Genomic DNA, 15,922 nt, shown 5'->3' on the forward strand with positions numbered 1-15,922 from the left:
CATTGTACAAGTACGACTTCATTCCAAAACGGCACACAAACAGACTCGTTTCTCATCCAAAATCTGCTACTCTATCATATTATATTACTGGAATATCCACTACTAAATAGTACCCAGGATTCGTTTGCCTGAAATGAAAACGGTAAAAGCCCAATCCAAGGATTGGGCCCGAGTATTTATCTACACTTAAAAGCGGTAATAGCTAGTATTAGCACCGTAGCATCTTACATCAGATTTGATATTCCCTTTTTACTTTTCAACCAAGAAGGTTCAATACTTCCTTCTTGGTCTCCTTGTTTTCGCTTTCTTCGATATTCTGCAATTTCTTCGAGTCGTTTTTGTTCATAAACTAACTTTTTCTCTGCCTTGGTAAACACCTCTTCTATTTTATCCAGTGAAACAACAACTACACCATCCTCATCTCCAATGATTAAATCACCGGGGTGAACAGTTACACCTCCACATGAGATAGTAGTATTACATTCCCCAGGTCCATCTTTAAATGGTCCACTAGGGGTGAATCCCTTTGCAAAAACTGGAAGTCCCAATTCACAAAGAGCCTCTTTATCACGAACTAATCCATCAATTACAATACCATCAAGTCCAACTGCATTTGCAGCTCCAGCCATTAACTCTCCTAGATAGGCATTTGCTTTGTGGTCTTTACCATCTGCGACTAATACATAGCCTTCTCTTCCAGAATATATGGCTTGATGAAGAATTAAATTATCTCCTGCTCTCATATTAACAGTCATAGCTGTCGCCACCACTTTCATCCCAGATGCCACAGGCTTTATCTTATAATCCATTACACCATTACAATCCATCGCATCCGCTATAAGGGTCGTATTTAAAGCTTTGGCTCTCTCTATGATTTCTACAGGTAAAAGAGCAGGAATTGAGTTCAATTCATTCATATGTTTACTCCTCATTTCTCCGTGAAAAATTGAAAGCTTCTTTCGATTCAGTAAACGAAAACATGGCTATATTGATAATGCACCGAAAAGGAAAGCAGTTATAATCATTACCAAAGCTGTTCCGACGGCATATTTTAGTGAAAATTTTATATGCTCCCTAAACTCTACACCGACAAGTCCAAGCAATACGTATACCGACCCAACCAATGGACTTAATAAATGTAGTGGCTGGCCTAATAGTGATGCTTGTGCAATTTCAAGTTTATCGATTCCAAATCCCGAAGCAGTCTCAGCAATAATTGGAATGATACCAAAATAATAAGGGTCATTTGCCATTACAAACGTAAATGGCATACTGGTCAATCCTACAATTGCAGGCAATTGTGGACCAAGAAAGTCCGGTATAATATGCACTAAAGAAGAAGCCATGGCATCAACCATTTCCGTTCCCTCCAAGATACCTGCGAAAATACCGGCAGCAAAGATCAAGGAAGTAACAGTTAGAATATTTCCAGCATGCGCTTCAACTCTACTCTGTTGCTCTTTTAAATTCGGGTAGTTTACAACTATGACTATGACAAAACCGATCATAAATAATGCAGGTAATGGCAAAACTGCTTTAACCAAGGCAAAAATCAATACTAGAGTAAGAATGATGTTGAACCAATACAATTTGGGTCTTTTTAATGATTGATCTGCTGCAATGTCCTCCATTGATACGGCTATTTCTCCTTCTGTTTCTGTATAATGACCAAAAACACCTAATCTTTTGCGTTCTCTTAAACCAAAAAACACGCCTAGTCCAATGACATATAATGCCCCCGCAATGATGGATGGGATAATTGGCCCCAAGAGTTCCATAGCGTCATAACCAAATATCGACATTACCCTAGCCGTCGGTCCCCCCCAAGGAAGTACATTCATAATGCCCATCGACATGGCAGGAAGACAAGCCAGTATTAACTTATTCATTCCTAACCTCTCGTATAATGGCAATAGTGCTGTAACGACAATTAGGTACGTGATCGTTCCATCCCCGTCTAACCCTACCAATAAAGACAATACTGCAGTAGTAACGGAGATCTTTAACGGATCGCCTTTTGATATTTTCACCATTCTGGTCACCAAAGGATCAAACATCCCTGCATCTATTAGTATCCCAAAATATAAAATGGCGAATATCACCATTATTGCGGTTGGTGTAATTGTTTCAATCCCCTTCATCATCATAGGTCCTAAATCAGTGAATCCACCTATTAAGGCAAAAATGACCGGAATGATGATCAGGGCATTGAGAGCGCTTAATCGCTTACTCATAATTAAATACATAAAAACAACAATCATCATGAATCCTAAAATCGATAACATATATACCCCCCTTAATTTGTATCCGTTTTCATTTCGAATTTACAATAGAGTGATTGGAGTGAATCAGGCTAACACCAAATTACACTCATGTTTCTTTAAAGGGATTCAGTTGAATCCCCATTTGTATTCATCCAAGCTTTTTTTGACTTTTGGGTTTTGTATGTAGCCTGCTGTTCGGGCCCGCCTTTAGAATAAAGCTTCCACCATCATGCCCAATTGTATGTTTGATATCTCTAGCGATTTCGAGTAATGAATCAAGATTGATGCCTGTTCGAATTCCCATTTCATGTAAGCCATGTACGAGATCTTCTGTGGGTAAATTCCCTGCAGCGTTAGGGGCATAAGGGCAGCCCCCCAGTCCCGTGGTAGAGCTATCGAAATCCGTAACCCCTTGTTGCAATGCTGCGACTGCATTAGCGAATGCCATCCCTCTTGTATTGTGTAAATGTAAGGTGAACTTGAAACTAGGGAATAATTTTTTAATAATCCTTAACATTTCAGATACTTGTTTAGGATTTCCCATTCCAACGGTATCCGCCAATGAAACTTCGTTAACCCCCATATCTTGATATCTTTCAAGAATCGATACGATTTTTTCCAAAGGTACCTCTCCTTCATATGGACAACCAAATGCTACCGCAATGGAACCTCCCACTTCCACACCATATTTTCCGGCAAGTTCTACAATCGGCAGGTGCTCCATTTGTGCTTCTCTAACTAAACAGTTGGAATTGGATAAGCTATGTGAATCAGTAGCCGATAGTAAGATCTTGATTTTTTTCATTCCTGCATTAATGGCCCGTTCTGCCCCGCGCAAGTTGGGAACCAGTGCACGGAACTTTATTCCATCTAAGTCCTGAACCTGCTTTACCACCTCTTCCGCATCTTTTAATTGAGGTATTGCTCGAGGATGCACGAAGGATGTAACTTCGATGCGTTTGATTCCTGTACTTGTCAGACCACGGATAATGCGAATCTTTTCTTGTGTAGGTATCCATTTATCTTCCATTTGAAAACCATCTCGCGGGAGTACTTCCCAAATATTCACTTTGTCGGGTAAAATCATTTTTTCATTTTCCATGTTAGATGACCCCCTTTTCCTTTAAATTCATTAATTCCTCTTCCGATAATCCAAGCTCTTTACAATACACTTGTTTGTTATGCTCTCCAAGCTCTGGTGCACGATGACGGATGCGCCCCGGGGTTTCTGAAAACTTAGGTACAATGCCAGGAACTTTAACTTTGCCTAATCGAGGATGATCCACTTCCAAAATATTTTCCCTCGCTTGATAATGAGGATCTTCGAAGATATCTTTTATGCTTAATATAGGAGAAATGGGAACACCAAACTCATCCATTGTCTTCAAAAGTTCTTGTTTATTTAGAGATTTCATAAAAGTCATAACAAGTTCTTGAAGGATGTCATTGTTATTCATTCGTGCTTGGTTTGTTAAATAATCAGGATTTCCTATCAAATCCGGCCGATCCATAGCTACAGCCAAACGTTCCCATGTTTTTTGTGTACTGCATACCATGACAACCCAATGTCCGTCTTTTGTTTGGTAAGTACCCGAAGGGCTTGAATGACCGTGAAGCATAGGTGCTCTCTCTCGTACTTTTCCGAGCTGATCATGTTCAGCAATTAAGAAATCCATCATCCTGAACATCCCTTCGTATAGTCCCATCTCAACGATTTGACCTTTTTCTGTACTGGAAGTTTCACGATGTAGGAGAGCGCTTACAGTTCCAAAAGCAATATATATGCCAGATATATAATCGAGTAATGAAAATGAAGGGCTTACTGGGTGGCGGTCCTCAAATCCCTGTAGGTATGTATATCCCGAAAATGCAGTACTAGGCGTTCCGAATCCTGCCTTTTCTGCATATGGCCCTGTCTGTCCATAACCAGATTGTCTAGTCATAATGAGACGGGGGTTCACTTCCCTCAGCACATCATATCCTAGTCCCCATTTTTCCATGGTTCCAGGCCTGAAATTTTCTATTAGGACATCGGCGGTGCTAATCATTTTTTTAAATAACTCTTTACCCTCAATAGTGCGAATGTCCAAAGTTACAGACTGTTTATTACGTGCAAGACCTGGCCACCTTAATGGTTCAGAACCATTCCACGGTCCAAGGCCTCTCAACGGATCACCTTTATCCGGGAGTTCCACTTTTATTACTTCAGCTCCTAAGTCCGCCAATAAGGTAGCTGCAAACGGAGCGGCAATCACAGTAGATGCATCGATAACACGAATTCCAGTCAAAGGGCCATTTGTTGGATTATCCATAAAAATACTTCCTCCTTGATGTTATGAGTCTGGTAATTTTGCTAAATAAGATAGGAATGAGAAATAGAAATCTTTTGATGTTTCATCTAGTGGAACTTATCATTCCGTTAGATGGAACTTCATGAATGAATTATAGCAAAACACTTTTTATCTGTCACGATAAAAATTAAAAAATTCTGTTTTTTCTAAAACCAAAATAAAAAACAGCGCCCAGTAAAAGGCGCTGTTTTTAAACTTGTCCACAATATTAGCTATTCTTTTGGGGCATTAAAGCATTCCGAAATCTTTATGGCATTTATCTTCACTTCATTTTTTATTGCATCCATCGCTATTTGCGTAAATCGTGTACTTGGACCCGATACGCATAAACAAAAATTCACTTCTTGATCGAGCCCAAAAATAGGTGATGCAAGTGAATTAACTCCAGCCCCTCTTTCGTCTAAACTCATTGCAATGGATTCTTTTTGAATGATTGTCAATTCGTTTGAAAGATTATTGCGTATTGTTTCGGAATCTAAAGTTTTTAGAACAGATTCAACAAACGCCGAAGACTGAAAAGCTAATAAGGCCTTCCCACCAGAACCTTTCTCCAATGGAAGTGTCTCTCCGATACTTACAACATGGCGGATTGATTGATTGCTCCCGTATCGTGCAATACACCTTCGTTTCTTATTCTCCAGCATATATAAACTTACTGATTCTCCAATTTCATTTCTTAGTTTCTTCATGAATGGTTTTGCAAGTTCCGTTATTTCGAATGAAATCGTACTTTCCGCAATACGACCAAACTGATACATTTTATAGCCAAACTGATATTTTGAGTTAGAGAATTTTTTTTGCAGTAGACCATTTTGTACTAATGTATCTAACAGCCTGGAAGTTGTTGATTTGGCCAAACTAATTTTATTTGAGATTTCCGTTAAGGATAATTCAGGCTCTTCTAAAGTAAAGCAGTTCAATATATTAATTGACCGTTGAACAGTCCTTGATCCTTTTAAGCCTTCACTTTCATCCATTGTAAAAGCCCCCCTTTACAATTATTTACCGACTGATTCCTTGCTCTCTAAATGTTGTTTTCATTTTGCAATTTCATATGCCTTATGTATTACCAATCAATTATAACCCCTAAAAAAGAGCATTTCATAATACGCTCAACTCCGAAACCAATTCGCTCCCTCATCCATATGCACAAAAGGAATATCCGTATCAATTACACCTCTGATTCGATCTAATTCAATATCTTCCCCTTCGAGCCATTTCGCAAAATCAATTGATGTGGGTTCCTGATTCCCCCCCAAAGCAATCCAAGCTTTCATCTCCTTAGGTAAATAAGCGGAGGTATGAATCGTTCCAGCCCAGCTGCTATATAAATCCGAAAAGACACCTTGGTTGGTGTCATTAAACAATCTATAAGCATCGTAGGCAGATGAAAGTTTCCCTTCATGTTCTTGTATGATTTCCAATCTGCGTTTCGAATCTATAAGATGATTACGATTTTCATTTTTCATGATTTCAAAGTGATTGGTACATGCATTGGCCCTACGCACCTCTACATTTCTCGGAGAGGTTTCCACAATATATGTTCCGCCACTTTTATCATAAACGACGTACGTGAATGAATGACGATGTGGGATTTCCTTCAACATCGAAACCGCTTCCTCCACGTTCGCACAAGATTCAACAATCAGTCTGCCAATCATGCAGCAAATGAATCCATCTCCCGGGTTCTTTCGATTCATGAAGTTATATCCGATCACTAACCCTTTTTCATTCATGCCATCCATCCGTCCAGTCCCTCGCTGACTAGGTCCAATGCTTGAATACCCTTGATCAGTTGGCTGGAATAAGACATAGCGCCCTTCGTATGTCTTTGGATGGTAATCATAATTGCGAATGAGATAATCATCCCCTGTCATGATGGAGCATCCAGACCGAACATAATCCAATCGGTACCCTCCAAACTCTTGCAGCACGCGTTCAATTGGCCATTTCAATGCTTCTTGCAACCCCAGTAATTCTTCCCATACTCCAGGGGCGAATTGTGTAATCGCTTTCTTGACCTCTTCTTCTTCAATCGTAAACCGTGGCTGTCTAATCTTCCACTGATCTTCACGATTTTTTACGGTTAGTGAATCTTTTAATGCCTCACCTTGCATGTACCCGAACTCATAATGTGTACCCCGAAATTGTATGATATCACTATATACTTGCTTCACAACTTATCCCTCATTTACAGTAGTGGCTGTTCAATTAAGGATACTTGAAGTGCAGTTGAAAATAAAGAAGATAAGCATTAAATTTATGAAACAACTCACCACCCCGTACCCCCCTCATAATCTGTAACTAGGCATATTTATGAGGGGGACGGATTATGGAGATGGAATTAACGGCACTCCATTGGATTTATGTTGTATTTATTGTATTGATAATCGGGTTTATGGTAAAACGCCGTGATACGACCATCATTTGCATAATTGGCATTTTCCTTTTGGCTTTAGTTGCTACTGGCAGTTTTGCCTCATCCATAAGCGGGATATTCAACAGTTTCATCTTCGCCATCACGGAATTAATGTCCACGATATTAATCATTTCAATCATAGTCGCCATGAGCACGGTTTTAACGAAGTCTGGTATTAACGATGTCATGATCGCACCATTTGCCAAATTCATTAAAAATCCTACACTTGCCTTTTGGATAATCGGGATTGTCATGATGATCATATCCTGGTTTTTCTGGCCATCACCAGCGGTTGCCTTACTTGGGGCGGTTCTGCTCCCGTTTGCATTACGGGCTGGTTTACCTGCGTTAGGCGTGGCGATGGCAATGAACCTTTTTGGCCACGGAATAGCATTATCAGGGGATTTCATCATTCAAGCTGCCCCTAAACTCACGGCAGATGCAGCTTCGATACCAGTCGGTGATGTCATTGCTGCGAGCATTCCCCTTGTCATTGTAATGGGGGTCGTCACCACCACCTCTGCCTTTATCCTTTTAAAGCGGGATATGAAACTTGGAAGAATCAAGGCTGCTGATTACGTTGGAATCAGCCAAGATCAAACAATCAGGGAAGATCTGCTCACACTGGCACAAAAGAAGTTTTTTGCAGTCTTCATTCCGATCGCATTTCTATTGGATGTTGTGGCCTTGTCGATTTTGAAGTTGCAAGGCGGAGATGCAACGGCGTTGGTTGGCGGAACAGCCGTTTTCATCTTGCTCATTTTATCCCTCGTCGCACATAAACAACAGGGACTTGAAAAATCAACGGCCTATTTAATTCAGGGATTTCAATTTGGCTTCAAAGTATTCGGACCCGTCATTCCAATCGCCGCATTCTTCTATTTAGGAGATTCTGGATTCACCCAAATCATCGGTGACTATTTACCAAAAACTTCCCTCGGCATTGTCAATGACCTTGGCGCCGCCTTGGCGGCCTCGGTTCCTTTGACGAAAGAAATTGCCTCTGTCACATTAACGGGCATCGGTGCCATCACTGGCCTTGATGGGTCGGGATTTTCAGGGATTTCTTTAGCAGGTTCGGTTGCCAAACTTTTTGGAACGGCAATCGGAAGCGGAACCGCTACCTTGACTGCACTTGGGCAAATAACTGCGATTTGGGTTGGCGGAGGTACCTTGATTCCATGGGCCCTCATCCCAGCCGCTGCCATATGTAATGTCAGCCCATTCGAACTTGCGCGCCGGAATCTGCTGCCGGTAACCATTGGTTTGGCCGTCACTACAATCGTTGCAATGTTTCTTATTTAATAATTCTAAACGGTATTGTGCTTGGACTTTAAAGTTACGAAAACGACACCTGTACAATGTGTAAAACAATACCTACTCTCATTTTTAAAAGGACTGAGAAGTAATATTATCCCCTTAAGATAGATAGTGTAAAAAAACACAAACAGTCGTGGACGATACACTACTACCTGAAGGGGATTTTATTATGGCTAATAACTATTTTGGCGGTTGGCATTATTAAGGCATTGCACGAACATGGAAAAGGAGTTCCCAAAGACTATTCTGTCGTTGGATTTGATGACCTTGTGATTAGTCGTTATTAATGACCAGGTTTAACGACAATACGGCAAGATGTATTTAATAAGGGGACCATTTCAGCTCAAACAATCATTGATATGATTGAACTAGAAACAACAGATCCAGTAAACACGAACCTTCCAATTGAGATAATAGTGAGAGGATCTACAAGATTTATATATATGTGATCCGCACCGCCGCAAATCTAGCTCCAATAGAAAAAGGGCTGCCGCAGCAACCCTCGTTTTGAAGTAAAGCACCCTACTATTTCCTTAAAGATTAGTAATCTACAATAAACAACTGTCTCACTTAGAAGAATTCAAAGCAAGTTATAGATTAACCCACTTTATGCTCAGTTTCAATTTCTGTCGGAGCATCTACTGGTACACGCTTGCCCATTCCAAAAGCGTAATAACTAATGACAACGATACATAGAAAACCAATTCCTACAATTAACGAAATGCGTGTTTCATCATTAAACCACATTCCGACTAATACCATTATCAAGAAAGCAATGGTCAAGTAGTTTGTTACAGGTGCAAAAGGCATTTTAAATGGATGATTGACCATTTCAGCCTTTTTAGCTTTTCTGAATTGAATTTGACTTATCAGAATGACAAACCACGGAATCATACCAGGAAGTACACTTGCACTATAAACATGCACAAATAAATTTTCTGGTGCAACATAACTTAAAACTACACCAAGTGCTAACCCCACTATCACACCGAACGTACCGAATAATGGGACACCACTATTGGATACTTTGGCAAAGTATTTTGGCGCTTGTCCATTCATTCCTAATGTGTAAAGCATGCGTCCTGCACTGTAAATACCACTATTGCAGCCAGACATTGCAGCTGTGATTACGACAAAGTTAATGATTCCAGCTGCTGCTGTAATACCAACTTTCGCAAAGGTTGCCACAAATGGGCTGCCAATTGCAGTTAGTTGGTCCCAAGGGTAAACGGTTACAATAATGAAAATTGCACCAATATAGAAGATTAAGATACGCCAAATGGTACTTTGAATCGCTTTAGTTATTGTGTTTTGCGGATCTTTTGCTTCACCAGCTGTAATCCCGATCAGTTCTACACCCTGATACGCTGCAACAACTAATGAAAGAGCAAAGAAGAATCCTTTCCATCCACCTGTAAACCATCCACCATGTTCCCAAAGATTAGATAATCCTATCGCCTCTCCGCCGTTACCAAATCCAAAGAAGATAAGTCCAATTCCTGCAACGATCATTAATACAATCGTTACGATTTTAACCAGTGCAAACCAAAATTCAATTTCACCAAAGGATTTAACGGAAATCAGGTTCGCTGCCCCAAGGATCACCATTGCAATCAAACCTGGGATCCAAGCAGGAAGATCAGGGAACCAATACTGCATGTATGTCCCAACAGCTATGATTTCGGCCATCCCGACAATAACCCATTGGAACCAGTTGCTCCAAGCAGTCATATACCCTGCCAATGGATGAATATACTTATAACCAAATGTAGCAAATGAACCTGTACTTGGCTCCAAATACAACATTTCCCCCATTGCCCGCATAATCAAAAAGATAAAAATCCCTGATATTGCATAAGCCAACATGACAGATGGACCTGTCCATTTAATCGCGCTGGCTGAACCCATAAATAAACCAACACCAATTGTACCGCCCAAAGCAATCATCTGAATATGACGGCCCTTCAGGTCCCTATTCAAATCTTGGTTTGCCATTCCATTTCCCCCTACTCTACTAAAAGTCATATTTGCTGCAAAATCCTAATACTCTCCATTCGGTATCGAAATGATTAAGCGGGCATCTTTATGAGCCTTCAAAAATCATTCTCCACTTCTAGGTTAAGCATTCCTGATAGTTAGAAAGATTCTTATGAATTTTCACGTTATACCAGATGTGAACATAAAGTTAATGGAAAGCGCTTACTTTTTATTGGTCTAATAAGTGCTTCATTAAACCGGTAAAAAAAATCACGACCTGTATAAAATAACCCGAATAAAAGAGTCTTGCAACCCTTTTATTCGGCTCAGGCTGATTAAGCGGTAATTAACAGTGACTTTAATCCAAGCTTTACCAACATATCCTTCGTCATTTTCTCCAAATCATATTCCGCCTTAAATCCCCATTCTTCTTTTGCACAAGTTGAATCTATGCTATTTGGCCAACTGTCAGCAATAGATTGTCTTCCAGGATCGACGTCATAACCCATGACAAAATCTGGAATATGCTTTTGGATCTCGGCTGCGATTTGTTCTGGGGCAAAGCTCATGGCAGATACATTAAAAGAATTCCGATGTTTTAGCTTTGAGGCATCCGCCTCCATTAATGTCGTAATGGCAGCTAAAGCGTCAGGCATATACATCATATCCATGTATGTTCCCTTATCAATGTAAGATGTATATTTCTTATTTTTAATCGCTTCATAGTAAATTTCGACCGCATAATCGGTTGTTCCGCCGCCAGGAGGCGTAACATACGAGATCAGCCCTGGGAATCGAAGACCTCTCGTATCAACGCCAAATTTATGATTGTAATAATCACATAATAACTCACCCGATACTTTATTCACTCCGTACATTGTATTCGGTCGTTGAATGGTGTCTTGCGGTGTCCAATCATTAGGAGTCGTTGGACCAAACGCACCAATAGAGCTAGGTGTAAATAATCGGCAATTAAGTTCTCGTGCCGTTTCCAAGGCATTTACCAATCCGCCCATGTTTAAATTCCAGGCTAAAAGCGGCTTCTTTTCAGCTGTTGCCGACAATAAAGCAGCTAAATGAATAATCGTATCCACTTCATGTTTTTTGGCAATATCAAACATCGCTTTTTCATCGGTAACATCCAATATCTCAAATGGACCTGATTGGACCACATTACTTTCCGTTCTACGAATATCTGTTGCAATGATATTGTCAAAGCCGTATATCTCTCTCATTTTCAGCGTCAGTTCTGAACCAATTTGACCTAAAGCCCCCGTTACTAAGACCTTTTTCATCAAAAATCCCTCCCTTTTTTACACTCTGCAGTAAGAAACCCTTTATATAATCGACATCTCTTTTCCTACTTTTTCATAAATGTCTATAGCCCGATCCAGCATCTCTTTTGTGTGAGCAGCTGTCGGCATATTCCTCACCCTTCCTGTTCCCTTCGGAACTGTAGGGAATACGATGGATTTAGCATATACACCTTCTTCGATCAGCCTTTTACTGAATTGCTGTGTTTTAGCTTCATCACCTATAATGCAAGGGGTAATCGGTGTCTCGCTCTCCCCTATATAAAAACCTAATTCTTTTAGACCTTTTTTCAAGTAATCGCCGTTTTCCCACAGCTTATTTTGAAGATCTGAGCTATTCATCAAAATATCAATGGCTTCTATACAGGATGCAACTGCTCCCGGTGTGACAGCCGTTGAAAATAAAAATGGACGACTTCTCACTTTTAGCCAATCAATTAAATCTTTCTTTCCTGCTACATAGCCACCTACAACACCAATAGCCTTAGATAATGTTCCAATTTGGAAATCCACTCTATCCGATAACCCAAAATGTTTTACCGTTCCTGCACCATTACCTAGTACACCTGATCCATGCGCATCATCAACATACGTAATTAAATCTAACTCTTCGGCAATATCCACAATTTCAGGGAGCTTGGCAATATCCCCATCCATCGAGAACACTCCGTCAGTAATAATCATGATTTTGTTATACAATCCAGACTCTTTTGCTTTAAGTGCTTTTGTTCGTAAATCATCCATGTCGGAATGGATAAAGGGAATGATTTTTGCTTTAGATAATCGGCATCCATCAATGATTGAAGCATGATTCAATTCATCTGAAAGGATGGCATCGTGTTTATCCATCACTCCTGAAATCGCTGCCATATTACAGTTAAATCCAGATTGATAAGCAATGGCTGCTTCTGTATGTTTAAACTCGGCAAGCTTTTCTTCCAATTTGACATGTATATCTAACGTCCCGTTAATCGTACGGACAGCACCGGCTCCGACACCATATGTTTTCGTTGCTTCTATGCATGCGTCGATTAATCGGCGATCAGTTGCTAAACCTAAATAATTATTGGATGATAAATTAATTAGCTCTCTTCCTGCAATGGTGATCATCGGACCGTTCGGACCTTCTACCGGATCTATCACGTTATAAAGTCCTTTATCTTTTAAATCATCTAAATTTTCTTTCAAAAATCGATTTAATATTTCACTAGACATCTCATATACCCCCTAATTGATGGTTGGTGATCTACCCTATTCTTAAATGTTGCATTTAAGAATTATGAATTTTGCTCTTATTAAGAAAATACAAGTGTCCTTCCCAAAAAAACACATGGAAGTAACGTAAATCCTTTTAAATTAATAGTTATAACAACCATAATAATAGATAAATTTATTGTTGTCCATATTGTGTGGACAAAAAAATTTAAGATTGCTGTAGTTTCGCCTTAAAGATCTTTCAATAATTCGTTGAAAACATTGAATTTCCGCGTAGATTTTAACCATAAAATTTCCGTGTTAATCATCGAAATAAATGAGGTGAAAATGAGGCACTTTTTAGATATTTTTTCTAGATTATTACAATTACACCTCCTTACTTCCATAAAAAATGGAGCTGTTGATCTGCTCCTGAAGAGGAAGTAAAGCACCATATGTTACGTTTAATCTTTCATACATCAACCCCATAATTAGGTCTAACTAACAAAGTATGGAAAATGTACACGAAGAAAATTAAGACATAAATAAAGCATATTTTTCCTACGTGTTTTACCAACTGGAAATTTTTATCAAAAAAAAAAAAAAACGGTGAGAATTTTGGAAAAATTAGTTTTTACCAACCTAAAAAAACTGTAGACACCCCCAAATTATTATCGAGGTTGTCTACAGTCTAAAATCCTCGTAGCTTCGAGGATTTAGTCATGCACGATCGTTTTAAATTTTTCCCAATGCTTCCTTGATGCTATCGTATACTTCGTCCCATAGCTGTTTATCTTCAGAAAATGCCTCTGTTATCTTTTTAAAGACCTCTTTCTGCTCTGCCTCAAATCGTTCATCATCCTTAGCTGGAAGATTTGAGCGCAACTCCATTACAAACGCTTGTACCTTTGGTGCACGAGGTCCCCAAACGGCTCTTTCTTCGCCATTCTTATCAATGAATATAAAAATGGGAATCGAACGCGCTGTTCCATTCGTTAAGTATTGATCGATCAGCTCAAGATTTTGATCTCGTAAAATCATGCGAGTTTCCATATTTGTCGCTTCCGTTATATTCAATAAAATAGGTATATTCATCATCGCATCTCCGCACCAGTCTTCAGTAATGACAATGGCCCGAAGTTCTTTCGCTTTTAATTCATCAAAAAAATCCTGATCATCTGCAGAAATAGAAAAACGCTCATGAATCGATTGTAAGTTTTCTTTATGAGCCTTCATTGAAGAAACAAATTCTCTAGCGGGAATCCCCATTTCAAACCATTCATTCAGTGTCGTCATTTTATTGCTCCTAACTAACTATTTTTAAGTTAAAAGTACCATAAACCCCTTATTATTTCATTGTTTACACCTTGAAAAATCAACTGACTGCCTTTTATACGGAAGATGCTCTTGATATCCGGTTTAAAAATGGTCGTGTTCGCTCTTCCTTTGGAGCTTTGAAGATCTCCATTGGCGCGCCCCTTCTTCTACATTGCCCCCGCGACCCATGAAAAGAACCAATCCTAGACCATCATCGGTTACAATCACCATCGTGAAGCCTTCCTCTAATAACATATTTTCTCCCCCAAGCAGCGATTTGACCATCTCCACCAGAAGAGACGGCAAACATATCCACTCCAGCTTCCTGAGATAGGTTTGGCTGATAATTCCACTATTTTCTAAAGAATCGTTTCCTTCCCCCTAATATTTTTATAGAGATCTATTCATCTAAACCCTATCAGAATAAGATTCGTCAATGAGAGGAAGAGAAATGGAGAGAGGTGTCTATGAAAAGCTGGAATGAATGAACGAAGAGTGGATATGTATTGAAGGTAAAATGGGGGATGACTATGCTTGAAATCAAGCTGGACCGAAATTTTTGGAATTACAACATCAAAGGTGCTAGGCATGAAATCGTGTCTGGCACCTTTGTCCTGTCTGTTCACCACTTATCCTGGTCATGTAATAAATTCTTGGCACTTTCAAATAAAAAATAAGCGGCTTTAATAATGGCTTTTTCATCAACAGTAAAAGCTGGATGATGCCAGTCTTCGTTTCCGTTTGTACCAAAAAAGGCAAAGGTACCGGGGATATGTTGAAGGTAATAAGCGAAATCTTCACCTCCCATTGAAGGTTCTGGATTGATTACATGCAATGATTGTTTCCGAGCAGACAAGCGGGCCATCTCTGTGACTGCCGGATGATTAAGAAGCGCAGGGGGCCCAGGAAACCAACCAATCGCAGCTTCCTGTGAAAAAGCAGCTGTAATATGATTCACAATCGAATAAAACTTTTCTTTTACTTCTTCGCGTATCTCTGAATTAAAGGTTCGAATCGTTCCTTCCAATATGACGTCACCTGGAATTACATTCCAAGTGTTTCCACCTGTTATTCTCGTAACACTTACCACAGCACTATCTAATGGGGATACATTCCGGCTGACGATAGTTTGAAGAGCAGTAATAAGCTGAGCCGCTGCCGCTATTGGATCTTTTCCGTTTTGAGGGATGGCCGCGTGGCTCCCCTTCCCTTGAAGAACAATATGAAAACGGTCCACTGCCGCCATTAACGGACCATCTTTTATCCCAATGGTGCCGACAGGCAAATTGGGTTTATTGTGCAGGCCAATTACAGCCGCTACATCGTCAATTTGACCATCTTTTATCACATGCACCGCTCCGCCACCTAATTCTTCTGCGGGTTGAAAAAGCAATCGCACTGTCCCGCACAACTCTGATTGATATTCTTTTAAAAGGTAGGCAGCACCTATGGCAGCTGCCGTATGAAAATCATGGCCGCAAGCATGCATCACTCCTTTTATTTTCGAAGCAAATGGAAGCCCGGTTCGTTCCTCAATCGGAAGTGCATCGATATCCGCCCTTATGGCTACTGTCGGTCCGGGTTTGCCACCCTTTATATCTGCAAAAACACCTGTTTTCAATCCTGTATGACGGATCTCAATGCCCTCTTCCTCGAGCCAGGTTTGTATCGATTTTGTCGTATCAAATTCTTCATTTGATAACTCCGGATATTGATGTAAATGGCGCCGTATCGATATTAAGCGCTTTTCCAGCTCTCGACTCATAC

Annotated in this window: 14 protein-coding genes; 2 read left to right on the forward strand and 12 right to left on the reverse strand. The window is 40.0% G+C overall.

Features of this window, described 5'->3' with window-relative positions; translation table 11 throughout:
- Positions 1–224: 224 nt before the first annotated feature.
- From LQ203_RS15780 to LQ203_RS15805, 6 genes are all read right to left on the reverse strand, one after another.
- Entirely contained in the window at positions 225–917 is a 693-nt protein-coding gene (locus LQ203_RS15780; RefSeq protein WP_230159326.1) for an RraA family protein, read from the reverse strand.
- 66 nt (positions 918–983) lie between these two features.
- A complete protein-coding gene (locus tag LQ203_RS15785) occupies positions 984–2,285 on the reverse strand; it encodes a CitMHS family transporter (protein WP_230159327.1) in 1,302 nt (433 codons plus the stop codon).
- Positions 2,286–2,412: 127 nt separating this feature from the next.
- Positions 2,413–3,366, reverse strand: a complete 954-nt coding sequence (locus LQ203_RS15790; protein WP_230159328.1) for a hydroxymethylglutaryl-CoA lyase — start codon at positions 3,364–3,366, stop codon at positions 2,413–2,415.
- A 1-nt stretch (position 3,367) separates the two neighbouring features.
- Positions 3,368–4,576 carry a CoA transferase gene (locus tag LQ203_RS15795; protein WP_230159329.1) on the reverse strand — a complete coding sequence of 403 codons (1,209 nt, stop codon included), beginning with the start codon at positions 4,574–4,576 and terminating at the stop codon, positions 3,368–3,370.
- A 251-nt stretch (positions 4,577–4,827) separates the two neighbouring features.
- A complete protein-coding gene (locus tag LQ203_RS15800; RefSeq protein WP_230159330.1) occupies positions 4,828–5,592 on the reverse strand; it encodes an IclR family transcriptional regulator in 765 nt (254 codons plus the stop codon).
- A 135-nt stretch (positions 5,593–5,727) separates the two neighbouring features.
- Positions 5,728–6,792: a C45 family peptidase gene (locus tag LQ203_RS15805; protein WP_230159331.1), complete on the reverse strand. Its 1,065-nt coding sequence runs from the start codon at positions 6,790–6,792 to the stop codon at positions 5,728–5,730.
- Positions 6,793–6,947: 155 nt separating this feature from the next.
- Here LQ203_RS15805 and LQ203_RS15810 point away from each other — a divergent pair, with 155 nt between their 5' ends.
- Together LQ203_RS15810 and LQ203_RS15815 are read left to right on the forward strand one after the other, a co-directional pair.
- Positions 6,948–8,339: a hypothetical protein gene (locus LQ203_RS15810; RefSeq protein WP_230159332.1), complete on the forward strand. Its 1,392-nt coding sequence runs from the start codon at positions 6,948–6,950 to the stop codon at positions 8,337–8,339.
- Positions 8,340–8,539: 200 nt separating this feature from the next.
- On the forward strand, positions 8,540–8,641 hold the full coding sequence (locus LQ203_RS15815) for a substrate-binding domain-containing protein (protein ID WP_290370597.1): 102 nt from the start codon (positions 8,540–8,542) through the stop codon (positions 8,639–8,641).
- Positions 8,642–8,951: 310 nt separating this feature from the next.
- Here the strand turns inward: LQ203_RS15815 and LQ203_RS15820 are convergent, their stop codons facing one another.
- The 6 genes from LQ203_RS15820 to LQ203_RS15845 all read right to left on the reverse strand — a co-directional run bounded on the left by LQ203_RS15820 (position 8,952) and on the right by LQ203_RS15845 (position 15,920).
- On the reverse strand, positions 8,952–10,349 hold the full coding sequence (locus LQ203_RS15820) for an amino acid permease (RefSeq protein ID WP_230159333.1): 1,398 nt from the start codon (positions 10,347–10,349) through the stop codon (positions 8,952–8,954).
- A 317-nt stretch (positions 10,350–10,666) separates the two neighbouring features.
- Positions 10,667–11,626, reverse strand: coding sequence for an L-threonine 3-dehydrogenase (locus tag LQ203_RS15825; RefSeq protein ID WP_230159334.1), 960 nt, complete (start codon positions 11,624–11,626; stop codon positions 10,667–10,669).
- 42 nt (positions 11,627–11,668) lie between these two features.
- Positions 11,669–12,859, reverse strand: a complete 1,191-nt coding sequence (locus tag LQ203_RS15830; RefSeq protein ID WP_230159335.1) for a glycine C-acetyltransferase — start codon at positions 12,857–12,859, stop codon at positions 11,669–11,671.
- 714 nt (positions 12,860–13,573) lie between these two features.
- Entirely contained in the window at positions 13,574–14,134 is a 561-nt protein-coding gene (locus tag LQ203_RS15835) for a thioredoxin family protein (RefSeq protein ID WP_230159336.1), read from the reverse strand.
- Positions 14,135–14,257: 123 nt separating this feature from the next.
- Positions 14,258–14,461, reverse strand: a complete 204-nt coding sequence (locus LQ203_RS15840; RefSeq protein ID WP_230159337.1) for a hypothetical protein — start codon at positions 14,459–14,461, stop codon at positions 14,258–14,260.
- Between the two features lie 316 nt (positions 14,462–14,777).
- Positions 14,778–15,920, reverse strand: a complete 1,143-nt coding sequence (locus LQ203_RS15845; protein ID WP_230159338.1) for an amidohydrolase — start codon at positions 15,918–15,920, stop codon at positions 14,778–14,780.
- Positions 15,921–15,922 lie beyond the last annotated feature (2 nt).

The sequence above is a fragment of the Peribacillus sp. Bi96 genome (genome assembly GCF_918698115.1).
Classification (GTDB): domain Bacteria; phylum Bacillota; class Bacilli; order Bacillales; family DSM-1321; genus Peribacillus.

Bases quoted from the DNA above. Each gene is read 5' to 3' on its own strand.
- LQ203_RS15820 (WP_230159333.1), bottom strand. From the start codon at position 10,349: ATGGCAAACCAAGATTTGAATAGGGACCTGAAGGGCCGTCATATTCAG.
- LQ203_RS15810 (WP_230159332.1), top strand. From the start codon at position 6,948: ATGGAGATGGAATTAACGGCACTCCATTGGATTTATGTTGTATTTATT.
- LQ203_RS15795 (WP_230159329.1), bottom strand. From the start codon at position 4,576: ATGGATAATCCAACAAATGGCCCTTTGACTGGAATTCGTGTTATCGAT.
- LQ203_RS15780 (WP_230159326.1), bottom strand. From the start codon at position 917: ATGAATGAATTGAACTCAATTCCTGCTCTTTTACCTGTAGAAATCATA.
- LQ203_RS15785 (WP_230159327.1), bottom strand. From the start codon at position 2,285: ATGTTATCGATTTTAGGATTCATGATGATTGTTGTTTTTATGTATTTA.
- LQ203_RS15845 (WP_230159338.1), bottom strand. From the start codon at position 15,920: ATGAGTCGAGAGCTGGAAAAGCGCTTAATATCGATACGGCGCCATTTA.
- LQ203_RS15800 (WP_230159330.1), bottom strand. From the start codon at position 5,592: ATGGATGAAAGTGAAGGCTTAAAAGGATCAAGGACTGTTCAACGGTCA.
- LQ203_RS15830 (WP_230159335.1), bottom strand. From the start codon at position 12,859: ATGTCTAGTGAAATATTAAATCGATTTTTGAAAGAAAATTTAGATGAT.
- LQ203_RS15835 (WP_230159336.1), bottom strand. From the start codon at position 14,134: ATGACGACACTGAATGAATGGTTTGAAATGGGGATTCCCGCTAGAGAA.
- LQ203_RS15825 (WP_230159334.1), bottom strand. From the start codon at position 11,626: ATGAAAAAGGTCTTAGTAACGGGGGCTTTAGGTCAAATTGGTTCAGAA.
- LQ203_RS15790 (WP_230159328.1), bottom strand. From the start codon at position 3,366: ATGGAAAATGAAAAAATGATTTTACCCGACAAAGTGAATATTTGGGAA.